Source organism: Klebsiella aerogenes KCTC 2190 (genome assembly GCF_000215745.1).
GTDB classification, from domain to species: domain Bacteria; phylum Pseudomonadota; class Gammaproteobacteria; order Enterobacterales; family Enterobacteriaceae; genus Klebsiella; species Klebsiella aerogenes.
This window is the reverse complement of record NC_015663.1, coordinates 4,772,688-4,794,712: the sequence shown is the minus strand read 5'-3', so window position 1 is coordinate 4,794,712 and position 22,025 is coordinate 4,772,688. Positions and strand designations below refer to the sequence as shown.

General features: G+C 50.5%; 37 protein-coding genes and 1 pseudogene. 24 read left to right on the top strand and 14 right to left on the bottom strand.

Annotated features, from left to right (window positions below; all coding sequences use genetic code 11):
• The first annotated feature begins 105 nt into the window (after positions 1–105).
• From EAE_RS22715 to EAE_RS22705, 3 genes are all read left to right on the top strand, one after another.
• Entirely contained in the window at positions 106–387 is a 282-nt protein-coding gene (locus EAE_RS22715; RefSeq protein WP_015366056.1) for a YcgL domain-containing protein, read from the top strand.
• Between the two features lie 17 nt (positions 388–404).
• A complete protein-coding gene (locus EAE_RS22710; protein WP_015366057.1) occupies positions 405–1,064 on the top strand; it encodes a fumarylacetoacetate hydrolase family protein in 660 nt (219 codons plus the stop codon).
• Between the two features lie 93 nt (positions 1,065–1,157).
• Positions 1,158–1,604 carry a YcgN family cysteine cluster protein gene (locus tag EAE_RS22705; RefSeq protein ID WP_015366058.1) on the top strand — a complete coding sequence of 149 codons (447 nt, stop codon included), beginning with the start codon at positions 1,158–1,160 and terminating at the stop codon, positions 1,602–1,604.
• A gap of 26 nt (positions 1,605–1,630) precedes the next feature.
• On the opposite strand, the gene EAE_RS22700 is transcribed toward EAE_RS22705, so the two are convergent.
• The 11 genes from EAE_RS22700 to gamL form a co-directional block, all read right to left on the bottom strand.
• Entirely contained in the window at positions 1,631–2,911 is a 1,281-nt protein-coding gene (locus EAE_RS22700) for a tyrosine-type recombinase/integrase (protein WP_015705921.1), read from the bottom strand.
• A gap of 31 nt (positions 2,912–2,942) precedes the next feature.
• A complete protein-coding gene (locus EAE_RS22695; RefSeq protein WP_015705920.1) occupies positions 2,943–3,191 on the bottom strand; it encodes an excisionase family protein in 249 nt (82 codons plus the stop codon).
• A gap of 105 nt (positions 3,192–3,296) precedes the next feature.
• Positions 3,297–3,527, bottom strand: a complete 231-nt coding sequence (locus tag EAE_RS22690; RefSeq protein ID WP_015705919.1) for a hypothetical protein — start codon at positions 3,525–3,527, stop codon at positions 3,297–3,299.
• 1 nt (position 3,528) lies between these two features.
• Entirely contained in the window at positions 3,529–3,744 is a 216-nt protein-coding gene (locus tag EAE_RS22685; protein WP_015705918.1) for a TraR/DksA family transcriptional regulator, read from the bottom strand.
• Positions 3,745–3,835: 91 nt separating this feature from the next.
• A complete protein-coding gene (locus tag EAE_RS22680) occupies positions 3,836–4,183 on the bottom strand; it encodes a hypothetical protein (protein ID WP_015705917.1) in 348 nt (115 codons plus the stop codon).
• Positions 4,180–4,398 (bottom strand): hypothetical protein, encoded by a 219-nt coding sequence (locus EAE_RS22675; RefSeq protein ID WP_015705916.1) that lies wholly within the window; start codon positions 4,396–4,398, stop codon positions 4,180–4,182. Before EAE_RS22675 ends, EAE_RS22680 begins: the two co-directional genes overlap by 4 nt.
• The gene (locus EAE_RS22670; protein ID WP_015705915.1) at positions 4,395–5,051 is read right to left on the bottom strand and encodes an MT-A70 family methyltransferase; all 657 of its coding nucleotides are present in this window, start codon (positions 5,049–5,051) and stop codon (positions 4,395–4,397) included. The genes EAE_RS22675 and EAE_RS22670 overlap by 4 nt, the downstream gene beginning before the upstream one ends.
• Complete coding sequence (locus EAE_RS22665) at positions 5,048–5,476, bottom strand: hypothetical protein (protein ID WP_015705914.1); 429 nt, start codon at positions 5,474–5,476, stop codon at positions 5,048–5,050. The genes EAE_RS22670 and EAE_RS22665 overlap by 4 nt, the downstream gene beginning before the upstream one ends.
• Complete coding sequence (locus EAE_RS22660; protein WP_015705913.1) at positions 5,473–6,153, bottom strand: lambda exonuclease family protein; 681 nt, start codon at positions 6,151–6,153, stop codon at positions 5,473–5,475. Before EAE_RS22660 ends, EAE_RS22665 begins: the two co-directional genes overlap by 4 nt.
• Positions 6,150–6,995 (bottom strand): phage recombination protein Bet, encoded by an 846-nt coding sequence (gene bet / locus EAE_RS22655; RefSeq protein WP_015705912.1) that lies wholly within the window; start codon positions 6,993–6,995, stop codon positions 6,150–6,152. Before bet ends, EAE_RS22660 begins: the two co-directional genes overlap by 4 nt.
• Before the next feature lie 18 nt (positions 6,996–7,013).
• A complete protein-coding gene (gene gamL / locus EAE_RS22650) occupies positions 7,014–7,298 on the bottom strand; it encodes a host nuclease inhibitor GamL (RefSeq protein WP_015705911.1) in 285 nt (94 codons plus the stop codon).
• A 134-nt stretch (positions 7,299–7,432) separates the two neighbouring features.
• Here gamL and EAE_RS22645 point away from each other — a divergent pair, with 134 nt between their 5' ends.
• Positions 7,433–7,747, top strand: coding sequence for a hypothetical protein (locus EAE_RS22645; protein WP_015705910.1), 315 nt, complete (start codon positions 7,433–7,435; stop codon positions 7,745–7,747).
• A gap of 4 nt (positions 7,748–7,751) precedes the next feature.
• Here the strand turns inward: EAE_RS22645 and EAE_RS22640 are convergent, their stop codons facing one another.
• Both EAE_RS22640 and EAE_RS22635 read right to left on the bottom strand, forming a co-directional pair.
• The gene (locus EAE_RS22640) at positions 7,752–7,958 is read right to left on the bottom strand and encodes a phage encoded cell division inhibitor protein (protein ID WP_015705909.1); all 207 of its coding nucleotides are present in this window, start codon (positions 7,956–7,958) and stop codon (positions 7,752–7,754) included.
• 561 nt (positions 7,959–8,519) lie between these two features.
• Positions 8,520–9,272 carry a S24 family peptidase gene (locus EAE_RS22635; RefSeq protein WP_015705908.1) on the bottom strand — a complete coding sequence of 251 codons (753 nt, stop codon included), beginning with the start codon at positions 9,270–9,272 and terminating at the stop codon, positions 8,520–8,522.
• A 41-nt stretch (positions 9,273–9,313) separates the two neighbouring features.
• Here EAE_RS22635 and EAE_RS22630 point away from each other — a divergent pair, with 41 nt between their 5' ends.
• The 16 genes and pseudogenes from EAE_RS22630 to EAE_RS22565 all read left to right on the top strand — a co-directional run bounded on the left by EAE_RS22630 (position 9,314) and on the right by EAE_RS22565 (position 19,805).
• Positions 9,314–9,547, top strand: a complete 234-nt coding sequence (locus tag EAE_RS22630) for an antirepressor (RefSeq protein WP_015705907.1) — start codon at positions 9,314–9,316, stop codon at positions 9,545–9,547.
• A 16-nt stretch (positions 9,548–9,563) separates the two neighbouring features.
• The gene (locus EAE_RS22625) at positions 9,564–10,097 is read left to right on the top strand and encodes a toxin YdaT family protein (RefSeq protein ID WP_015705906.1); all 534 of its coding nucleotides are present in this window, start codon (positions 9,564–9,566) and stop codon (positions 10,095–10,097) included.
• Positions 10,098–10,281: 184 nt separating this feature from the next.
• Complete coding sequence (locus EAE_RS22620) at positions 10,282–11,214, top strand: replication protein (RefSeq protein WP_015705905.1); 933 nt, start codon at positions 10,282–10,284, stop codon at positions 11,212–11,214.
• Positions 11,211–11,912, top strand: coding sequence for a replication protein P (locus EAE_RS22615; RefSeq protein WP_015705904.1), 702 nt, complete (start codon positions 11,211–11,213; stop codon positions 11,910–11,912). Before EAE_RS22620 ends, EAE_RS22615 begins: the two co-directional genes overlap by 4 nt.
• A complete protein-coding gene (locus EAE_RS22610; RefSeq protein ID WP_015705903.1) occupies positions 11,909–12,202 on the top strand; it encodes a winged helix-turn-helix domain-containing protein in 294 nt (97 codons plus the stop codon). Before EAE_RS22615 ends, EAE_RS22610 begins: the two co-directional genes overlap by 4 nt.
• Entirely contained in the window at positions 12,199–13,320 is a 1,122-nt protein-coding gene (locus EAE_RS22605; RefSeq protein WP_015705902.1) for a DGQHR domain-containing protein, read from the top strand. The genes EAE_RS22610 and EAE_RS22605 overlap by 4 nt, the downstream gene beginning before the upstream one ends.
• Positions 13,313–13,555, top strand: a complete 243-nt coding sequence (locus tag EAE_RS22600; protein WP_015705901.1) for a hypothetical protein — start codon at positions 13,313–13,315, stop codon at positions 13,553–13,555. The genes EAE_RS22605 and EAE_RS22600 overlap by 8 nt, the downstream gene beginning before the upstream one ends.
• A gap of 87 nt (positions 13,556–13,642) precedes the next feature.
• Positions 13,643–14,896 carry a tail fiber domain-containing protein gene (locus EAE_RS22595; protein WP_326880762.1) on the top strand — a complete coding sequence of 418 codons (1,254 nt, stop codon included), beginning with the start codon at positions 13,643–13,645 and terminating at the stop codon, positions 14,894–14,896.
• A gap of 100 nt (positions 14,897–14,996) precedes the next feature.
• Positions 14,997–17,075, top strand: coding sequence for an S-type pyocin domain-containing protein (locus EAE_RS22590; protein WP_015705899.1), 2,079 nt, complete (start codon positions 14,997–14,999; stop codon positions 17,073–17,075).
• On the top strand, positions 17,072–17,335 hold the full coding sequence (locus tag EAE_RS22585; protein WP_162490411.1) for a bacteriocin immunity protein: 264 nt from the start codon (positions 17,072–17,074) through the stop codon (positions 17,333–17,335). The genes EAE_RS22590 and EAE_RS22585 overlap by 4 nt, the downstream gene beginning before the upstream one ends.
• Positions 17,336–17,738: 403 nt before the next feature.
• The gene (locus tag EAE_RS22580) at positions 17,739–18,014 is read left to right on the top strand and encodes a hypothetical protein (protein ID WP_131618411.1); all 276 of its coding nucleotides are present in this window, start codon (positions 17,739–17,741) and stop codon (positions 18,012–18,014) included.
• A gap of 119 nt (positions 18,015–18,133) precedes the next feature.
• A pseudogene (locus EAE_RS25385) lies at positions 18,134–18,202 on the top strand (hypothetical protein); the annotation flags it as partial.
• Complete coding sequence (locus EAE_RS22575; protein WP_015705897.1) at positions 18,199–18,648, top strand: recombination protein NinB; 450 nt, start codon at positions 18,199–18,201, stop codon at positions 18,646–18,648. The pseudogene EAE_RS25385 and the gene EAE_RS22575, both read left to right, overlap by 4 nt.
• The gene (gene rusA, locus EAE_RS22570; protein WP_015705896.1) at positions 18,641–19,006 is read left to right on the top strand and encodes a crossover junction endodeoxyribonuclease RusA; all 366 of its coding nucleotides are present in this window, start codon (positions 18,641–18,643) and stop codon (positions 19,004–19,006) included. Before EAE_RS22575 ends, rusA begins: the two co-directional genes overlap by 8 nt.
• A complete protein-coding gene (locus tag EAE_RS25380) occupies positions 19,003–19,119 on the top strand; it encodes a hypothetical protein (RefSeq protein WP_015705894.1) in 117 nt (38 codons plus the stop codon). Before rusA ends, EAE_RS25380 begins: the two co-directional genes overlap by 4 nt.
• Complete coding sequence (locus tag EAE_RS22565) at positions 19,116–19,805, top strand: bacteriophage antitermination protein Q (protein WP_015705893.1); 690 nt, start codon at positions 19,116–19,118, stop codon at positions 19,803–19,805. The genes EAE_RS25380 and EAE_RS22565 overlap by 4 nt, the downstream gene beginning before the upstream one ends.
• A gap of 73 nt (positions 19,806–19,878) precedes the next feature.
• On the opposite strand, the gene EAE_RS22560 is transcribed toward EAE_RS22565, so the two are convergent.
• Positions 19,879–20,166, bottom strand: a complete 288-nt coding sequence (locus tag EAE_RS22560; protein ID WP_015705892.1) for a hypothetical protein — start codon at positions 20,164–20,166, stop codon at positions 19,879–19,881.
• A gap of 419 nt (positions 20,167–20,585) precedes the next feature.
• Here EAE_RS22560 and EAE_RS22555 point away from each other — a divergent pair, with 419 nt between their 5' ends.
• From EAE_RS22555 to lysC, 4 genes are read left to right on the top strand one after another with little or no spacing between them, the layout of a single operon-like run.
• The gene (locus tag EAE_RS22555) at positions 20,586–20,810 is read left to right on the top strand and encodes a class II holin family protein (RefSeq protein WP_015705890.1); all 225 of its coding nucleotides are present in this window, start codon (positions 20,586–20,588) and stop codon (positions 20,808–20,810) included.
• Entirely contained in the window at positions 20,788–21,291 is a 504-nt protein-coding gene (locus EAE_RS22550; RefSeq protein WP_015705889.1) for a lysozyme, read from the top strand. The genes EAE_RS22555 and EAE_RS22550 overlap by 23 nt, the downstream gene beginning before the upstream one ends.
• Complete coding sequence (locus EAE_RS22545; RefSeq protein WP_015705888.1) at positions 21,279–21,656, top strand: lysozyme; 378 nt, start codon at positions 21,279–21,281, stop codon at positions 21,654–21,656. The genes EAE_RS22550 and EAE_RS22545 overlap by 13 nt, the downstream gene beginning before the upstream one ends.
• Complete coding sequence (gene lysC, locus EAE_RS25375) at positions 21,625–21,825, top strand: Rz1-like lysis system protein LysC (RefSeq protein ID WP_420828466.1); 201 nt, start codon at positions 21,625–21,627, stop codon at positions 21,823–21,825. The genes EAE_RS22545 and lysC overlap by 32 nt, the downstream gene beginning before the upstream one ends.
• Positions 21,826–22,025: the final 200 nt, after the last annotated feature.

Genomic DNA, 22,025 nt, shown 5'->3' with positions numbered 1-22,025 from the left:
GTTTATCATCCGCCGAAGTGCGGTGATATTCCGAAGACTAAAAGGCATGTTATAGTCACTCATATATTGAGGCAAGTGACCACGGGTCTAATTCCGAGTAAAACTATGTTTTGTGTGATCTATCGAAGTACTAAACGTGAACAAACCTATTTATATGTCGAAAAAAAGGACGATTTCTCGCGCGTCCCGCCGGAACTGATAGCAAGCTTCGGCACCCCGCAGATGACCATGTTGCTGCCGCTCGACGGGCGCAAGACGCTGGCTAACGCTGACCTCGAAAAAGTAAAACAAGCGCTCGTCGATCAGGGCTATTACCTCCAACTTCCTCCCCCTCCTGAGAATCTACTTAAGAAACACCTCGCGGAACAGGGGAATAAATCCGATTAACCCATTGAGGGAAAATAATGTACCAACATCATAACTGGCAGGGTGAGTTACTGGATTATCCAGTGAGCAAAGTGGTTTGCGTTGGCAGTAATTACGCAAAACATATTAAGGAGATGGGCAGCGCGATGCCGGAAGAACCGGTGCTGTTTATTAAACCTGAAACGGCGCTATGCGATATCCGCCAGCCGTTGGTACTGCCTGAAGGATTGGGCTCGGTGCATCATGAGGTTGAACTGGCGGTGCTGATCGGCAGCACCTTGCGCCAGGCCAGCGAAGACCACGTGCGTAAGGCGATTGCTGGTTATGGCGTGGCGCTGGATCTCACCCTGCGTGATATTCAGGGCAAGATGAAAAAGGCCGGGCAACCGTGGGAGAAAGCTAAGGGGTTCGATAACGCCTGTCCAATCTCCGGTTTTATTCCTGTCGCCGAGTTCAACGGCGATCCGCAAAATATGCCGCTAAGCCTGAAGATTAATGGTGAAGTTCGCCAGCAGGGGACGACTGCGGATATGATTCATAAGATCGTACCGCTAATTGCCTATATGTCGCGCTTCTTTACGCTGAAAGCGGGCGACATCATTATGACCGGGACACCGGAGGGGGTCGGGCCGCTCGCCAGCGGCGATGAGCTGGAAGTCGGCTTCAATGGTTTGACGTTATCCACCCGCGTGCTGTAACGTCCGCTTGCCGCCTTTTGGGGCGGCAAAACTTGCATCGGCGTGCCAGACTGGTTATAAGGTGCACCCTGAATTGTAATGACGGACATCCCAATGAGCGAACAACCTTTCTGGCAACAAAAAACACTGGATGAAATGACCGACGCGGAGTGGGAATCACTGTGCGACGGCTGCGGACAGTGCTGCCTGCATAAGCTAATGGATGAAGATACCGACGAGATTTACTTTACCAACGTCGCCTGCCGTCAGCTCAACATTAAAACCTGCCAGTGCCGCAACTACGAGCGTCGCTTCGAGTACGAACCGGACTGCATCAAACTCACGCGTGATAATCTGCCGACTTTCGAATGGCTGCCGCACACCTGCGCCTATCGACTGCTGGCGGAAGGTAAAGCGCTGCCGCACTGGCACCCGCTGCTGACCGGCTCAAAAGTGGCGATGCACGGCGAACGTATTTCCGTGCGCCATATAGCGGTAAAAGAGTCTACCGTCGTCGACTGGCAGGACCATATTTTAAACAAACCAGACTGGGCGCAATGACACGTTGAAATGAAAGGGAAAAGTGGTTACTGATTTAGTGCCTGGGGCATGGATGGGGCAAAACCTCCAAAATTTGCGTTGAGTATCGCCATCTGATTACTGTTGTTGTCAGTCATCCATTTTCCGTAAACGTTGTAAACCATTTGCGCTGAAGTGTGGCCCATCTGTGAGGCAATGAAGTTTGGATTTGCTCCTGCACTTAATGCCCAACATGCGAAAGTGTGTCTTGATTCATATGCACGGCGATGGCGAATGCCGGCTCTCTTGAGCACATCATTCCACGTCGCGCCGAATGAACCAGGTGCATACCAGTCTCCACCTTTTCCATTCCTTGCAGTCAGCCGCGGAACAAATACGAAAGTACATGCATCTGTTCTGGTTCTGCCGAACTCTCTCAAATGCACTTCTATTTGATGCTGTTTGCCCATCCGGGTATAAGCCATCTGGCTTTTCAGAGCCTGTATTGCTGCGTCGGTGAGCACTATTTCCCGGTTTCCGCATTCTGTTTTAGGCGGGGTGAAATGTCCTTTAATGGCAATGTTGCGGCTTACAGTGATTGTCCATTTTTTCAGGTCTATATCTTCCCAAGCCAGCGCACTGATTTCTCCGTGACGTAGTCCAGTGTTAACGGCCAGTATCCACAGATTTTTTATTTGCTCTGATGGGCAAGCGTTAAGAAGTCGGAAATATTCTTCGTGGGTAAGTGGATCTGGTTCCGATCTACTCTTCCTGAGAGGATCAATGCCTTCGAATGGGTTTCTGTCGATATACCCATTTTGCTTAGCGAAAGAAAACATACCTCCAAGACAGTTAAGGTAGACATTTACTGTTCTCACTGTCCGGCCTTTTTTGGCGGAGCGATTCTTCTGGTGTTTCCCACAAATCTGGAACCCTGTAAGTAACTCCTTTCTCACTACCAGAATCTGTTCCGTGTTAATACTGGAAAGCAATTTGTCTGGGCCCAGTAATTCGCAGCAAATTTTGATGTAAGACCGGTAACGGTTGAAGGCGTTAAGCGTAATTTCCATCCTTTTAAGCTCCAACCATCTTTTGGCGAGTTCTCCAACAGTAATCCCTGGGCGCGTCAGGCCAAATCGCCCAAGGTTTGAAGACTGCGGGAACTGCTCGACATAATTGAACGTGCCGATCTTGATGGCATAGCAAATGGTCGTTCTCAGTTCTCCTGCCATTCTCCTGTTTTTTGGGGTGTCAGGTATACCGAGATTTTCCCGAACCCTTACACCCTTATATATAAACCACAGGCGCAAACTACCCCCGTGATTTTCTACCCCGGTAGGATATTTCATGTGTTCTCCTTGTTGTGAATCACTGGGGTATTTAAACAGATTTCTGGCGCGGGATCGCCGGGCGCTGACGTTCAACCCAGTTGTCTATCTCTAAGCGATTGTAGAGGATAGGGGAGTTGTCCTTAGGCTGGCAGTCTCCGGAATAGTGCCGATACTCGCGACCTTCCATCCAGGATTTTTCACGGGCCGATTTGATAGCGTTTTTGGTGAGTCCGGTGATCGTCATCAGCACTTCTTCCGAAACCCACTTATTAGGAGTCAGCTGAATAACTTCGCTCATGGTGTTCTCCAGGCAAAAAGAACCCGGCGCGTGGCCGGGTAAAAGGGATAATGGAGGCGGTGTTTTCGCACCCAATAGCCAGCTCATAACTGGCTATAAGTTGCATTAGTCATCTTCATCTTCTTCCCAGCCCTCGTCGTAATAAGGAGAGGCCAGAAGAGGGTTGGTCGCGGAAAGAAGCTCAGCTGCTGCACCTTGGCGCTGAAGTCGGCGTAGTGCCTCGTATAGCTCGAAAGCTTCAGTGCGCTCGTCACCAACATCGAGGGCACACGCTACTTTGTGCGCCTCTGATACAAGATCGGCTAACTTGTTGTGTACGTCTTGCAAGGAATGCATGTCACTTACCTCTCTGCTTCATAATCAGCTCTAAGTCTGCCTGACATTCCGCGCATGTCTGGCAGCCAGGAACGGCAGCGCGCCGCGGCGCCGGGATATTCTCTCCGCATTCACTACAATGCTCAGCTGATACGGCGTTGTGATTTATGCGGCGAGCGGAAAGGGCAGCGTTACGTTGAAGCTCTTCAATCTCTGCTGCGGTATCGATGATGTCCATGGTCAACGCTCCCAGAACTGTCGGTTAATTCGGTTGAAGGTGAACGCCAGCAATAAAAAAGGCCGCGATGGAGAACTGGTGATTAGTGCCTTCATGCGGCATGTTCCGCGTTGTGTTTGAATGCCCACTTTCGAAAAGCTTTCTTCAAGTCGCCTTTTGTGTAACGCATACCGCGGAGCGGATTGTGTCGGGAGTTACGCGCTCGCTTTTCAATCGCCCCACTGAACAGACAACCGGTAGCGTCATCCATATTCATGAAGACGCTTACGATATTCTTCATCCCATATTGAACGAGCACGACAGGTTTAATCTTCTCGGGGTGTTTCCAGGCTTTTTTGTCACTGAACATCGCCATGCGCATATAAGTGCGAAAGTCATTCGATTTATCTCCGGCTTTCATTTTGCGGAGATATACCGCGCCTTTTCTGTATTTGCTCATTGTTCTGCTCCAAACCGCCCGTTAAGGCGGCCAGTTTTGACGACTAACTCCAGGAGGCTAACTCCCAGAGGTGCAATTTGCTGGTGGTGTTTCTTGATGATGGGCTTAACCGTTGCGTCCCAGTTAGGCTTTGGCTTTTTACGCATATCCTGTTTGATTTCCTCCGTACAACGGCGGCAGGCGGCGCGGATGGCGTTTTCGTCGGCTGGTGTCATGCTGCCTCCGTCTTCACAACGTCGATGGCGCAGCCGGGGATCAGCTCAACGGCAGCGGTGGCGCACTGGTTTCCCCAGTGGCTCCAGCCTGGCGCTGCGCTGCGGCTGAACAGCTCAATGCGCGGCACGTCGCCGTATAGCAACTCCAGGCGGTGGCGCACTTCCCACGGTTTCTCGCTGTGAGCTCCGAGCGGGCTGTAGACCACCTGCTTAATGCCGGCATGCTTGCGTTCCAGCCCGGCGCCGCGGGTGGCTATCAGCACGTCTTCCGTGTTGGCGCGAGTGTGGTTGCCGCCGTTCATGCGCGTCTCTGCATTCAGCAGGGCGAGGAAGTCGTAAAAGTCGGTCACATCTCCCTCTGCCAGCGCTTTATTAATGCGTAACTCGGCCAGTTGGTTCAGCTTCACCCAGGTGAATAGCTTCATCGTGCGCACCGTAAAACCCCACGACTCAGCAAGCGCGACCGCCTCCTGGTTATGGGTGCCGGTGTACCACATCGCGAGCACAGCGTTATCCGCGGCGAGCTCCCATACAGGGAGCCGTTTCATATCGAGCAGACTCATGGTGGGGTAGTGATCGACGGCGGCGCCGTTGCTGATCTGGTTCCCGTAAGACCAGGCAGGGTCGGCATAGATAAGTGAGTAGCGGTTCATAGGACTGACTCCATCTCATCGATATAGAGGCCAGATGCGATAAGCCGGCGGCGCCGGGCCGCTTTATCAATGCATTTCTGGCGGTTACCAGAAGCGGCCTGAGCTATCGAGCGTTTAGTGAACAGGCGCGTTTTGCCCTGCGGGGTGATGACCTTTGGCCTTGTGATCAAATCAAAGGTGCGATCGCAGATTCCATCCTCATTGAGCCAGGTTTTCGATGCGGCCAGCTGCGCAATACGGCCTTCTCCCCTGGTTATGCTGTTAGCAACGCGGTTAAATTCGATAAGCGACACGCCAAATTTCTCCGCTATTTCGCTGCCGGTTACAGGGCGGCCGCGCGTCTGAATCATCCAGATCACGCGTTCGCGGAGTCCGGAGAATTTCCCGACTTTGCCGGGCCTGCGATAAAATGGAGTGCGTTTCATTTCCACTGCTCCCCGAAGGTAAAGCCGATCTCTTCCAGCGATTCGTCCATCTTGCTGATGAACTCAGGCACCATTTCGTTGAAGTCGGACATGTATTTGTCGTCGCGCTCAACAACCACGTGATGAATGCCTTCTCGCTTCATGCGAGGGTCATAATTCGCGAAATACCAGGCATCCTTGCCGGTTACCCACATGCTGAATTGCACCTGGGCCATATAGGCTGACTTGATAGCCTCAAAGCCGCCAAGCCGGAATTTCATGAAGTCGCGAGAGGTGAAAGGGCACTTCAGCTCAAGGCCGCGGCCATCATTACACAGGCCGTCAGGTGAGCAGGCGGTACGCATGCCTTCGTCGCGGAACAGGATCGGAGACTCCGCGACTTTCACGTCAGTGGTGAACTCAAAAAGAGTGCGGGCGTCTTCCTCGTACTGCTTACCCCAGGCCAGCGCCTTGGCGTTTATCTCTGGCGCGACGCCGGTGCATACCTCGGCGAGTAGGGTGTGGAAGTAGGACATTTTCATGTCTGTCCACTTCTTCCCAGATCTTGGCTTGGCGATGACGTTATGCACTTCGGAGGCAGTGATGACGCCGAGGCGCAGCCGGTGCCACGCCTCATCGCCCTGTTGGATGTTGTTTACGTCAATGCCGGTCCTGGCCATGATAATTTCAGGTGTCATGCTGCCACCTGCGCTTTTTTCTGGAGGAAGCTATAGCCTTTCTGCGCTTCTTCTTCGGTGAGTTGTGATGCCTGGAAAATATCACGCTTGAAAATGTTGCTGCACAGAGGCAGGAAGTCCTGTTCCCAGTCTTTATTCAGTGACGATAAGAGATCGGTGATTGCCTGCAGCGTTTCATCGCTGGCCACTAGGGGGAGCTCCTCTGTAGTGCTGCGCGGAGTAACGTCACGCACATCCAATTCCAGCGTTTTACCTTCCATCTCTTCGGCTGTAGGCTGCTGTCCAATCTCAGGCCATGCCTTACGCAACGCCTGGGCTTCTGCGCATTTCGCCAGTTGGCCGTATGGGCGCTTTTTCCACATAGCGTTCGGCGCCGTGGTGTCGCGGCCGCCGGTGGCATAGTTTTCAATCCAGTATTCTTTGGCGCTGAATTCGACGATCTCGCCGCTCGGCATGCGCTTGAAAACGGTGTATTTGCACCACTGAGGGAAGGTAACCTCGACACCAGTAAGCGTCTGAGTTACGTCGGGACCGAATTCTGGTTCCCGCGCCCCAGCATAATCGCCGGAACGATCTGCCTGAATGCGGTAAAGCCCGATTCCCGGCATGACCACGTCGCGCCATTCACTTTTCCCTGTTCTCGAATCTTTGACGCTCATCGGCACGAGGTGGACAGGCTTCAGTAGTGGATCCAGTTGGCGGGCGCGGCAATAATCGAGCGCCATCATCACAGATTCGTCTTTGGCGCCAGGGTAGATGCTGTTCTTCAGCGCGCTCCAAGTAGCGACGTCGATGCCTTTTTCCTGCAGCGCGCTCGCTGTGATTGTTAATTCGTTTGCCATCGTTAATCCCCTCAAAAATTAAAACGGGCAGCCGGTACGGTGTTCCCAGTCGTATTCCGCCTGGGAGTAAGCAACTGCCGAAATGAAATCGTTATATGCCTCTCCGGCGGCATCGCTGCGGAGTCCTTCGTATGGGCTTTTGTCCATCGGTACAGAGAAGAGGAACAGACCTGACGGCTCTTTCGGCAGGGCGTCGATAATTTCCTGCGCCCGGTCGTCAATCCACTTTTCTTTTTCCTCGGAAAGCTGTTGCTCAACCCAACGACGATCTTCAATGCAGTCGTAAGTGAGAAATTCGTTCATGTCTGAACTCCTGAAATTTGGATGTGCAGAGCCCGGCTGCATGAAGCCAGCCCGGCCTTTCAATGTGAAACTTGATTAATCAGCATGACGGCTCAGAATGTATGAAGCGCAGCGGCGACAAATAAGGTGACCAGATGCTGATTGATAAAAAATTGCCAACTCCGATGTACCCAACCGAAGAGATGGGTAGGCGTTCTAAACGGAATCGTTGGTTTGTGAAGGAAAAGGGTAGTGACCAGCCAAGCGATCAGTCATGGTATGACTGGTGGAAATCACGTTCACTTGGTTTAGGTGAGAGTGGACATATAGCGTGGCGTTCTACGTGTATCGCAAAAAATGCACCTGATCCGTTTAATCCGCCTGATTTCTTTGAAGTCGATTTTAGAGCGCCTGATGGCAAGCTTTACAACCTCGAATTCAAGCTCGCGCCTCACGGGCCAAATAAATGACAGGTTAGTTGCTTAATCCGTTTCCGCGCCCATCGAGGTAAATCTCGATAAGCAGGGCTTTGGTGTAGGTACGTTCGCAGCCGCGGTGAAGGTATAACTTCCCGCGCTTGTGAGCTGATGCAGTCCAGGTGCCGTCGCGATGCTTAACCAGCATGCCTGGCTGAACGGCGCCGCGGTTAACGGTCTGGGTACCGTAGTGCTGACTAATCATGGAAGACCTCCATCACAAATAAGGCAATCAGCAGGTATATTGCTATCAAGCCAATGCAGAAGCGGACCATGTATCGCCAGCACCGCCGCGACATACCGCAACGACCATCATCAAATTCATCGTGATTCATATCACCCTCGTTGCCTTATCGCCGGCCAGCGGAACAAGAAAGACTTCTGCGCTTAATCTCTGGCGGTGGATGGCCGCCGGTTGTCATAACTAAGCCGCCTCGATGAAGCGACTGAGGTATGAAAGTCGTTTGAATACGCACCATTGCCGCTCTCCCTGAGCCCGCCGGGCGCCCGACGCATGGTTTACTGTCGCGCCGTTCGACTGACCGAATCTCCACTTAACCTCTGGCTAACTTCGCTCAGTTGTCGGTGTTTCGTTTCGATGGAGTGAATTTAGCGTTATGCTAAATTAATATCAATAGCAATATGCTAAATTATTCATCGGTTGGATTTAGCGTATTGATTAATAAGCGATTAAAAATTTACTGGGCAGGAATTTAGGGTGTAAAAAAGCCCGCACAATGGCGGGCTTGATAGGTATTGTGTCAGGCTATGGAATGTTCAGTATCTTGGCATCAACCACTACACCGATAATTTTACAGTTGCCATTAACCTCTATCATTGGGTAAGCGGGGTTAAGAGGCTTAAGGAAGCGCCTGCCTGCATCGATTACAAGCTTCTTAAAGGTTGCTTCGTTATCGCCTTCCAGCTTTGCAACAACCAGCTTCCCGTTGCGAGGTTCCACTTCAGGATCCACTAGGATAGCCGCTCCCTCAGGAATGCTCAGGCCTGCAGGGGAGGTCATGGAGTCTCCTTTGACGTCCAGCCAGAATGAATCTTCCGAACAGATAACGGTCGTGTCATACCAGCGATCAATCGCTCTTCGATGATAAGGTTCTACAGCTTCCATCCATTGCCCCGCGCTTACCCAGCTTATTACCGGATAACTTCCTTTTGTATCGTTCAGTCCTCGAAATGCAACGTTCGAAGGTTCTTCATTAGAGTGTAAAACATCCATCCAGCCAAAAGGCAGATCAAGAGCGGTTTCAATTTTACGAGCCATCTTATCGCCAATATTGCGATGAGGGGTCGGTCCCAGGAGCTGGCTAAGGGCAGCCGGACTTGTCTCGATGAGTTCGGCGAAGTGCGCCTTGGTCATTCCAGACTCGTGCTGGCGCTTCTCATACAGCGCTTCCAGGTTGGCTTTTCTGATTTCTTTATTTTCCATCCCTGCATTGTTACTGCTTTTAGCAAATCGATAAATGTGCAAATTGCTAAATGTTGCTTGCGTAGTATTTAGCATAACGCTAAACTCCAAATCAAACGACTCACCCGGAGACACCAATGAGCACTGAACTACACCGCTGGCGCAAGACCGCCACTACCGACGAATGGGCACAGCTCGCAAAGTTGGCTAACACGACGCCAGGGTATCTGGACCAGATTGCATACGGAAATCGCCGGGCATCACCAGAAATGGCATCTGCTATCGAAAAAGGCACGAAGCATTTTCATCGCCAGGCTCCGGTCCTCAAAGAAAGCCTGGTATTCGCATCGCCGCGTGATACAGCGGCCTAACCACGAAGGGAAATCGATGCAATCACTTACGTATCACCACAATACCGGATTCGTTCCGGCCGCGATGATAAATCGCGCTCAAACAAAACAGGATCACGATCATGAGCTGATCCGCGATGCAGTAAGAGCCTGGGCGTCAGCTATCGACAATCAGGACGTGGTATCAGCTCTGATTATCAACGAGTACCGGGAGCAGGGCGGCAATTCAATCAGCTTTCCTGACGACATCAGCCGGGCCCGGCAGAAACTCTTTCGCTTCCTGGATAACCGGTTTGATTCGGAACAGTACCGCGAGAACGTTCGCCAGCTGACTCCGGCAATCATGGCTGTATTACCACTGGAATTCCGAACAAAGCTGGCGCCGCAAAACGACACCATGTCGTTGATAGCTTCTGCAATGAAAGAGTGTGCAGAGGCCAAGCAGGCAAATGCGCCTGAGCATCAGAAACTGAAGGAGGTAAGCGAGGGTATCGCTTCGCTGTTTCGCCTCATGCCGGAGCAGGTAGGCCCACTGATGACGATGGTGACATCGATGCTGGGGGTTATGTGAAGACGTTAGGAATGGGTGAAGACTGTTGTGCGCCAACACAGCCAGCCTTCGATGCAATAACGCGAGTCAATTGCGAGGTCATTATGACAAACGCTAATCAAAAACGCCAGGCGCAGGAGGTTTAACTGTGTCGAACGTAGCTTACGCCAATTTCGCGGCACACTCAGCCGCTAGGAGCAACAGGATGGAGAACCAGAAGTCTGGTTACGTCCCGTTGTACCGGAGCATCAAGAAGAAGTCATGGGCTAAAGACGTGTTCCTGCGCACATTGTGGGAAAACCTTCTCATTGACGCCGCCAGACAGCCATATACGGCCTTCTTCAAGGGCAAGCAATGGCCTCTGCAACCCGGTCAACTGGTCGTCACTGCTGCAGATCTTGGGCTTCAGTTGTGTGACCGTCAGGGTAATCCGACAAGCCGTGACGCAGTGGAGAGAATGCTGTCTGTTTTCGTTCGCGAAGGGATGATCACCATCGAGGGAGAGAAGCGAAAAGGCAGGGTGATCACCATTAAAAACTATCTCGAATATGCTCAAAAAATGGACGATTTACCCGCGCATAAAGCCGCACATATAAGCGCACATGACGAAGCCAGTAATGGTGCGGGTTCGGAAGGGTATGCCGCACATAAGGCCGCACAATTCCCCGCACATCATGAACAAGAAGGTAATAACAAGAATATAAATAACTCTTCGTCCGAGAATTCTGACGAATCCTCTGACAAGCCCGGAAAAAAAACTCCTGTTTTGAGACCAGAAGCAGCGATCCAGAGCGGCACAAAATGGGGCAACTCTGAAGACCTCCGCTGTGCTGAATGGCTGTTCACCGTCGTACAGGGCATCGCCCCCTCTGCAAGAAAACCGAACTACGCCACCTGGGCGAATGATATCCGCCTGATGCGGGAGCGTGACAAGCGCACCCACAAGGAAATCGCCTCGCTGTTCAAGTGGGCCTGTGAAGAAAAATTCTGGAAGGGCAATGTCCTGTGCCCATCAACCCTTCGCGAAAAGTGGACTCAGCTCGATATCAAGCGAGGTAAGCAGACCAACGGAATTACTGCCGACAAGCCGAAGGTTGACCTGACCAACACTGACTGGATTTACGGAGTGCAGCTATGAAAAGCCTTGCAGAGCAGATGCATAACTTTGACCGAGAGCAGATGCGCCGCGTTGCGCACAACCTGCCGGAGCAGTACGACGAGAAACCGCAGCTTGAGCAGGTGGCCCAGGTCATCAACAGCGTGTTCAGCCAATTGCTGGCAGCTTTCCCGGCAACCACTGCAAACCGTGACCAGACCGAGATGAACGAAATCCGGCGCCAGTGGGTTCTGGCATTCAGGGAGAACGGCATCACTACCATGGAGCAGGTTGCGGCTGGTATGCGGGTCGCCCGTCGTCAGGAACGCCCATTCCTTCCGTCACCCGGTCAGTTTGTTGCCTGGTGCAAGGCTGAAGAAGCTGCGGCGGCCGGGTTACCTAACGCCGATCAGCTGGTGGACATGATTTACCAGTATTGCCGCACCCGCGGACAGTATCCGGATGCCGAGTCCTACCCCTGGGAGTCCAGCGCGCACTACTGGCTGGTTACATCCTTGTACCAGAATATGCGCGCAAACGGCCTCAGCGACGCTGAGTTGCGCCACAAAGCATCAGAGGAACTGGCGCGCATGGCTAACCGAATTAACTCAGGAGAGACGATTCCGGAGCCCGTTAAGCAACTTCCTGTCCTTGGTGGTAAGCCGTTATCACGCATGCAGGGACTGGCCAGGCTGGCTGAAATTCGCGAGAAGCACGGACTGAGAGGGCGCAAACAATGACCGGCAAAGACGCAATTCTGAATTACCTCATGACACACAAAACCTGCAGCTCACCGGATGTGGCTGAAGCCTCTGGCATGTCGCACAGCTGTATCAATCAGGCGGCAAACATTCTGGCAAAGCAGGGCGTACTGGTAGCAGTAGCGAAGGTATGGCGAACGGTTCACTACCGGCTGGCTACCGAGGAAGAAACCTCCGGCCAGAAGAGCACCAATCAGATTTTCAACGAGTGCCGGCAGAGCCCGGTTATGAAACGAATTTTAGCGGTCTACGGGAGAGCGCAGGCATGAATAACGAAATAGAACTCACAGCAGCACTGGCAACGAGCAAGAAGAGTAAAGTTGGCGATCATTTCTTTGAGTTCCCCGCATCACGTGGAACTCAGGGTGGTTCAATTGTCCTGATGCTGACTGTTCCTGCTCGGACACTAACGCGAGTCCTTGCCAGTGATAATTATGGGGACACTCTTGAACGCTCACAGCGAGAACTGAACCCAGCCCGGGCGAAAAAGTTTTATCAGTATCTCGTTGAAGCATACGAAAACAAAGAGCCATTTATCATTCCACCGCTGGTAGGTAACTGCGACTCGTATGTTGAATTCGAAGAGTTCGGAAACACTAATGTCGGGGTGGCCCGATTCCCGATGGATGCAGAGATTAAATTGTTTGATGGTCAGCATCGCGCAGCCGGTATTGCGGAGTATTGCCGCACCATTGATGAGCCGATCCACGTACCGATGATGCTTACTCTCCAGTTGCCACTGAAGACTCGACAGCAGTTTTTCTCGGACATTAACAACAATGTTTCGAAGCCATCTGCGGCTATCAACATGGCCTATAACAGGCGTGATAAGAACGCGCAGGAGATGGTTAAATTTATCAGCTCACACGATGTCTTTTCTGAAGTCACCGATTTTGAGCATAACGTCGTTCCCGCTAAAAGCGATAAGTGGGTAAGTTTTAAAGCCCTTAGTGATGCTACTGCGAAATTCTCTGGTTCCTGCTCACAAGATGATCTGGAGGGCTTATGGAATGCGTGGCTAATGCTGACCGGGTTAGATGATATTCGCCGAGGCACGAACCAGGCTGAGTACAAACGCGAGTATATCCAGTTCCATGCAGTAATGATTAATGCCTTCGGCTATGCAGTGCAGAGGTTAAGCGAAGGTCGGGGAATTCGCGGGGTAACATTGATGATTGAAGACCTGGTAATGAATACAGGCATCACTGATCGCGAAGATTTTTTCCTCATTTCATCCTGGGATGGTGTTTGCGCTAGCTGTGAAAAATCCAGGCCAACGGTCATTGCTAATGTCTCCGCTCAGAAAGCAGCGGCTTTGCGTCTGATGGATGCCATCGTGAACAAGAATCTGACTGCGACTAATAGTAAGGATGCCTGCCATGACTGATCTCACCCGACTGTTAGCCAGCCTCAAGCGTCGCGCTGCCCACGCAAAAGAGTTTGGCCACGATGTTCTGTTTGTAAAGATTGAAGACATTGATGCGCTGGTAGAGGCGCTGGAATCGAGTACATCATCCTCAAATTTGCTGGGTAATCCTTGTGAAAAAAGAGGCACTCTTAGCGATCAGTGCATTGAAACATCCTTGAACTGCGTCGACAGAGCACCTCTAAAGACATCGTAGATGTGACCAAATCAACGTTAACATTATGGCTATTTATTGCTTTTAATTTCAGTTAGTTAATCATATGTCAGCCTAAAGAGTGTCACCATTTCTTTAATCGATAGTGAAGTTGACGAACGTAAAAATCAGGACTATAAGTACTGTATAAATACACATGTGTATTTATACAGTATAGGTTTTCGTAATCGACAAGGAAAAATGGAAATGGTTGACCAAAAAAGCAATGCACAAGTTTTAAACGGTGTTAACGACGATATTTCAGAAATGAAATCACTGACCACGTTGCGCAAGCGTGTGGTTACCGATGGTGAGGTGGTTTCTAAATCACAGAACGCTTTTCGTCTGGCGGGTGGTAAAACGGGTGTCATCCTGCGCAATGACGGTAATGACTTTTATGCTCTTGTAACTCCAGAAGGTCAGGCGCAAGACGGACAATGGAACACCCTTCGCCCATTATCTTTCAATCTCAAAACTGGTCGAGTTTCTCTCCGTAATGGCGTGGACATTTCTGGTGGGGCAGTAGTTTCGCATGATGCAGGCATTTCGGCGCGTACGACCGGCCCGTCGCCGATCATAAATGGACAGACCTATTCAGCCCCCTCCATTCATACCGATTTTACCAGCGGTAATATCACGACCCAGATGATGATGGGCTCCCGGGTAGATGCAGGCAAGCAAGATTACGGTCTGCTGTCCTATCGCGACTGGCAGGGTAACTGGAACGAACTGCGCGTTCGGTCAAATGCCGAACTGGATGCCGGGCAGTTTACCAAACGCAATTCAGAGGGATGGATTAAAGCTGCAGGTAACCGTAACGTCAACAATGATAAAGACCGTAAAACCAATGCGTTATGGGTTCAGGGCGCGGGGGATTTATCCGCAGACTTATATCACTATGAGCGTATTGGTCAGCATCATTTCCTCGGCCTGCATGTTGCTAATGGCGGCGCGCAGGGGTGGTATGAATTCCGTAATGATGGTCATGCCTACACTAATGGTGCCTGGAATAGCAGCTCTGATGCACGTATGAAAACTCAGGTCGAGAAAATCGATAATGCGTTAGAAAAGCTCGATTTTATTAGTGGTTACACCTATCTGAAGCAGGGCGTTACCGAAGCTGGTGTAATCGCTCAGGAATTGGAAGCAGTGCTACCACAGGCGGTTTCAAAGACGGAACTTACACTCAATGACGGCACTGTGTTGAAGGATGCTCGTAGCATCAATATCAATGGAGTCGTGGCGCTTTTGATTGAAGCATTGAAAGAAGAGCAAAAGTTGAGAATTCGATTAGAGGAAAAAGTGACATATTTGGAAAAAGTAATCTCTGAGCTGCGGAATTAACCGAGAGCTAAGCCTTTCAGAAATTAATAAATTAGATTTGTCATTATTAACACATTAGCAGGAGTTAATACCCTGCTGATGTAAAAAAAGGATTTATAAAATGTCAACTGAACTCAAAGGGCCTGGAGAAATTGCGGGTGAGAACTTGGGGGGCTCCGGTGCAAACTTAAATGAACGACCTGATAATTCTACTCCTGGAGGCGGTTCTAACGGTACTGGTGGTAATGACAGTGGCGGCTCATCTTCTGGCTATACAGCTGCTCGCCGACAAATTGATGCAGTAGTAAACGACCCAGCAGTTAAGAGTAAATTATCGGCGATTATTAAAGGTGCCAAAGCGATCAATCCCAATGCACACCTGTCTATTACAGAGTTAACTGAGACTGGTACTTTAAAACTCGGCATCACCGATATTTCGGCAGATCAGGCCTCGGCTCTTGGGCTGGGTAATATTATCACCGTACATGCTAATAATGGGTTTATGTATACTGGCGGAAGTATTGAAACCGGGCATGTGCTGGGTAAAACTCCGCCCGGGATTGGCGGAACCGGTGGTAGCAACGATAGTGGAACTATCGCAGCACAAAACAAGGTCTCGCCAGATATTTATCTTTCAGTACTGCAAGGGACAATTCCAAATGGATTTTGGCTCAGCAACGATAAAGTAATGACCCGGGTACGTGTTGCTTACATCATAAATGGTGGGGGTAAGGGTGACGACCGTACTGGTTATCGGGACAAGGATGTGGAAGTTCCTTCACTTACTGATGCCTGGAATACTAGCAAGCAGATTAAGGCGGATATTGAGGAGGCTGCACGTCAGGCTGAAGCTGCCAGGAAAGCCGAGGAGGCAAGGAAGGCTGAAGAAGCGCGTAAAGCTGAGGAGGCAAGAAAAGCGGAGGAAGCACGTAAAGCTGAAGAGGCAAGGAAGGCTGAAGAAGCACGAAAAGCTGAGGAGGCACGACAGGCTCTTTACAAGAAAGCCGGTATTTTACCGACTCCATCTTACTCCCCAGAAAAGGCCGCGGCAGGCAGTGCTGCACTTGCGAAAGCCGGAGTTATGGCCCTTAACCGTGCGCCTGCTGCATTACAGCTTACATCGGTAGCTGGTGGCGTTATGACTACTGCTAGTGAGCTGGCCGGTTGGGTAGCCAGTGCCTTATGGCGAGGAGCTGTTGCCGTTTCCGACATTGCAGTGGTTAGTCCAGTTGGGGCTATGGTAGGTGCATTTGTAGCTGGATTTACACCAATTCCAGTGGGGACAGGTAGCGATCGAGTACCGGGACGAGATATTGAAATGCTGGCTGTGCAGGCCCGATTGATGGCGGCAGGTAAGGTTAGTATTGAGCCAGGGATGACCAGTGTCAACTTACCAGTACGTAGCTTCATTACTACTGACGATGATGGTCGTCAGTCCGTACACATGGTTAAAACTGGTGTCGGCGGGGTGTCTGCAGCTGTTCCGGTACTTAATGCAGTCCGGGATGAAGCTACTGGCCTTGATCGCATTACGGTTCCGGCAGTGGCAGGCGCTCCATCTCGTACCATTCTGATTAACCCTGTTCCAAGCGGGCCAACAGTACCTGCCAATACCGGTAATACGGGGCCAGTGCCAAAGACTCCTGTACATACGGGCACAGATATCCGACAAGCAGATAGCATCGTAACAACGACCTATCCAGCTGCGGAAGATTTGGCGATACAGGACTTTATCTATTGGCAGCCTGACGCGCTTGTAAGTGGAGTTGAGCCCATTTATGTTATGTTGGCTAGCCCTCGAGACTTGCCAGGCAAAGTCACCGGTAAAGGGGAGCAGGTTGGTGATGGTTGGTTAGACAAAGCGGGTGAGGAACTAGGCTCTCCAATTCCAAGCCAGATTGCTGATAAATTACGTGGTCGTGAGTTCTCGAACTTTAATTCGTTCCGCAGAGCTTTCTGGAAGACTGTTTCTGATACCCCAGAGCTAAGTGAGCAGTTTGATCAAGCTAGCTTAGGTAGTATTAAGTTAGGAAAGTCGTCCTTCGTCCGCAAAAGTGAGCGTGTTGGAGGAAGACTTAAACATGAGTTACATCACGTAAAAGCTATTAAAGATGGTGGGGATGTATTTGATGTTGATAACTTGCGGGTTATGACTCCCAAAAAACACATTGAAGTACACAAAAGTAATGGTGGTAAATGATGGACGATAAAAAAAGTATTTCTGATTTTACCGAAGCTGAATTTTTAGCTTTCGTAAAAAAGATATTTAACCCAAATACTACAACGGAAGACGAAGACGTACAAAACGTATTAGAGTTTGAACGGCTTACTGAGCACCCTGATGGTTCTGATGTTATCTTCTATCCTCCAAAGGACCGAGAGGATAGTCCAGAGGGGGTTGTAAAGGAAGTAAAAGAATGGCGTGCAAAAAATGGCAAGCCAGGATTCAAGGATAGCTAATCTCCTGAGCCGCTTCAAAACAATATAAACCCGCCATGGCGGGTTTTTTTGATACTGTGTGTTCCGCAAGCCGTCTTTTAAGAGAAAACTAGCATGTCAAAGATTCTCACTGATGAAGAGTTAAATGCTCTCATCGAAAAAACATAGGCACATTCAGAAATGATGTCTGAATTAGGTTCAGAACAGGAAGCTGAAGAGTCTGGACAGATACTAAGCGCACTATGTGAATTGAAGCGGTGCAGGGAAGGAGCCGCACCCGGTATGATGTAGATTCCTCAACCTACAGCAGACCGGAAAGACTTGAGACACAAATTCGTCAGCCATCTCAAATTGTAAAAAAATTTTTGAATCCGAAAGTTACATTAGGGATATTATCTTCCATAACTTTAATGAGGTGAATGACATGCAAGATTACATAGTTTTTGGGCATGGTTATGCCGGAGACGTAAGGCAGTTTGAAGATAACCTAGAGGTAGTTAGAGTTGTTTCAAAACCTGTATTGATGAGGGCTGGAGATGAGACGCCTCCAGGAGCTGAATTACGTTTTTACCATTTAAAGGTTCATTTAATGGAATGCAATGGAAAGAGATATAATGTGGCTGCTGACGTTATACCTACTCAGGAAGAATTGCAGTTAGTTGTTATTAGGGAGTGCCCAACGCCGGTTCCTTGTAGATGAATTGATTTTCCATTATCAACCCGCCATAATCATGTCATCGGAGCCTGAACAACTCCGGTGACTTCTGCGCTTTGAGGGGACTCAAAGTGCAAACGACAATCAGAACACCTTTCAACCAGTCACAGATGCAGAAATGCACCTGCGATTTTCTGCATTCTGCGTTTTATCTCTCAGGAGGTGAAGCGTGAAGCAACAATTCCACCTCATCAACGAAAACGTTAAACAGAACGCTATCAACTTCATCCGCACGTTACCGGTTGACCTGAAGCGGCCGCTGATTCTCGATATCAAAGAGATGACTCGCACACTGGATCAGAACCGCAAGATGTGGCCTCTCCTTAAAGATCTGTCTGACCAGGTTACCTGGTTCGGGAACAAATACGATTCAGACGACTGGAAAGACCTCATAACGGCGATGGTAGCTAAGGCCAAAAAACAAGAACAACGAATGGCGCCCGGACTTGATGGCGGCGTTGTGATGTTTGGTCAGCGTACCAGCAAGATGACCGTTCGACAGATGGTAGAGGTCATTGAGGCTATCTACTGGTTCGGCACACAGCAGGGCGTCAAGTTCAGCGAGAAATCCCGTCTCGAAATTGAATGGGCAAAAGAGTGGGGTGAGCAGCATGGCTAACCAATACCGGATCTCATTACCCTGGCCACCGAGCAACAATCGCTACTACCGGCATAACCGCGGGCGCACGCATATCAGCGCAGAAGGGCAGGCGTACCAAGACAGCGTCGCAAGAATCATCAAAGACGCAATGCTGGATATCGGCCTATCGACACCGGTGAAAATCCGTATCGAGTGCCACATGCCTGACCGGCGTCGCCGTGACCTGGACAACCTGCAAAAGGCAGCATTCGACGCCCTGACGAAATCTGGTTTCTGGCTCGATGATCAGCAGGTTGACTACTACAGCGTGAAGAGGATGCCAATTGTCAAAGGCGGCAGGCTTGAACTGACCATCACCGAACTGGAGGCCGCATGAACCACGCCGACTTCCTGCGATACCAGGCCGAAAGCGTTAAGCGCGCCAACCTGCCGCCAGTAGCAAAGCACAGCCAGACCAAAACCAACCAGCCACAGAAGGAAGCCGCATGAACAGTCAGCAACTGGAATACGTACGTCAGCAGCTCATTGTGGCGACCGCAGATCTGAGCGGGGCGACGAAAGGGCAACTGGTAGCTTTCGCTGAGAACGCAATGTTTGAAGCGACGGCTCGCAGCAATAAGCGGATGAAGGTAGTCGACCCGGCGACAGGGAGAATGGTCAAGCCGAGTAATCCTCCGGTTCCCGGCAAGCAGTCCCGCGCCAAAGGCTCAGCCATAGCCCTGGTGCAGCCCGTTGAGTTTTCTACTGCCAGCTGGCGCCGCGCTCTCCTGTCGCTGGAAGAACATCAGAAGGCCTGGCTGCTCTGGAACTACAGCGACAATATCCGCTGGGAGCACCAGGAGACAATCACCCGGTGGGCGTGGGAACAATTCAGCGAGAAGCTGGCCGGCATTCGCATTGCAAAGAAAACAGTTGATCGCCTGCGGCAGCTTATCTGGCTGGCAGCGCAGGATGTCAAAGCCGAACTGGCGGGGCGTGACACATACGAATATCAGGAACTGGCGGAACTGGTTGGCGTAGCAAAATCCACATGGACGGAAACCTATCTACCTCATTGGCTGGCTATGCGCAGCAACTTAGTTAGGCTTGATAACGACGCGCTCATATCGACTACGCGATCACGTTCACAACAAAAGGCGACAAATTTAGATGCAAGTCTTGCAAAACCGAACTGAAAAGCATATATTTCATGTAAATTTGATAGTGTGCCAATTTTACGTTAACCCGCCTCTGAGCGGGTTTTTTGTCTTAAAGATTTCTACAGAAATTATCTCCAATTTTGGTTGAGTGCGCTTCGATGTCCTTGTCGAAGACTACAGCACTAGATTTGTATTTTGGAAAATTAAGGATGTATTTAGGCCCGAAAAAGCCCGAGATTTCAGAATATGCTTCAACGGCGGCGATCTGGCCATTCCAGCTATAATGTGGGTCGGTACCTATTATGCAGTCGCCTTGTTTGTATTTTCCGACTGTGTCTGAAGCGAAGCCGCTCGCTGAGGATACTAGCAAGACTGTTGTTAAAATCACCTGTTTCATATTGACTCCTTGTCATTAAGTACACATCGGATCTTAATGTCTACAGAGCGTTAAAACCACTCTGTAATTTTATGTTCTTGCTACGTTTCCCACTTCTGTAACGCATGCTATATATACGAAAGACAAAGCGAAGCATCGATTGCCCTCCAGGTAAAACAGTAGCTCGGGATACTTGGAATGATGCTGTCGGTTTGGTCTGACATGAACCTACTTCTTGGCCTGCTCCATAGCAGGCTTTTTTTTGCCGCAAAAGGGCAAATCGACATTCGATAAAACTCATTTCAAGGCTGCGCTTTTGCGCGGCCTTTTTATTTCAGGACCGCGGGAATCATCTACGACGAGCTTTGTTGATAAATCAGCCCGACGGTCCTGATCCTTTCAAACACACACAGCACCCGCTAACTACGCGAGGTGAGAGTATGTATTCCATGGAAAAGATTACCACTGGTGCTGCGTATGGCGCTTCAGCCGGGAGCATCCTGAATGGCATGCTTAATGCCTACAGCCCCGAGCAGTGGAATGCCATCGGCGTGCTGGTGGGCATTGTCATTGCCGTACTAACGTATCTGACAAATTTGTATTTTAAAATCCGCGAAGACAACCGACGAAGCAGGAGCAGAGATGAACCCGACGCTCAGGAATAAACTGATTGGCGCCATCGCCGGCGGTTCCGGCGCTATCGCAATCGCTTCTGTCATGCTTGGAAATGCTGATGGACTGGAAGGGCGACGCTATTACGCTTACCAGGATGTGGTCGGCGTCTGGACTGTTTGCGATGGCCACACCGGTACCGACATTCGCCGCGGTCACCGCTACACCGACAAAGAGTGCGACAACCTGCTCAAGGCAGATCTGCGAAAGGTGGCAAACGCCATCGACCCGCTGATCAAGGTTCGCATCCCTGGGCCTACCCGTGCCGCGCTTTACTCCTTCACTTATAACGTTGGCCTTGGTGCTTTCGCCAGCTCCACACTGCTGAAGAAGCTGAACTCCGGTGATATACCGGCGGCCTGCAAAGAACTGCAGCGCTGGACATATGCCGGTGGGAAGCAGTGGAAGGGACTGATCTCTCGACGTGATATAGAGCGCCAAGTCTGCGAGTGGGGCCAGAAATGGGCCGATTAACCGCAATCATCTGCGCTGTCGTTATCTGCCTGCTGGTTTCCATGGCTTGGGCGATTAACCACTATCGCGACAACGCCATCACCTTCAAAGAGCAGCGTGATAAAGCAACGGTCAGGGCGGAAACCGCCGAGACCGTTAGCAATAGCGTAGTCACTGCAATGAACCTCATCAATGACATTTCCCGGGTAGCCCAGAATGCAAAGAACGAACTTTCCCAGGCAAGTGAGCAGCGTGTTATCTACATCAGGCAGGCGCTTGAAGGCGATCAGTGCGCTAAACAGCTTGTTCCTGCTGCCGCTGCTGACAGCTTGCGGGAATACGCGGACGGTTTACGTGCCGGCGCCGGTGGCCCCTATAAGCGCTGACCTTACTGCAGACACACCGATCCCCGAAATAGGTGTTCCGTTCACGTGGCAGGCAAGTCTTGAGTTAAACGCGAAGCTTTACTCTGCGCTGGGGCAGTGCAATCTGGATAAGGCGGGAATTAGAAAGATAGAGGCGAACCGGTCAGGCAGTAATGAATCAGGCTCATAATGAATGCGGTGATGATATAGGTAATTGGGTGATTTATTATTTTACGCAATGAACTGCATTTCATCATTTATTCTCCTTTGACGTGGTGGTGTGATTTCTATTGTGTAACTCAATAGCCTGACTGATCGTCTTATGGCTATAAGTGACCACAATCATTCGGTCTCCTCTAGTGAGGGTATTGATATCGCACATCAAAATAG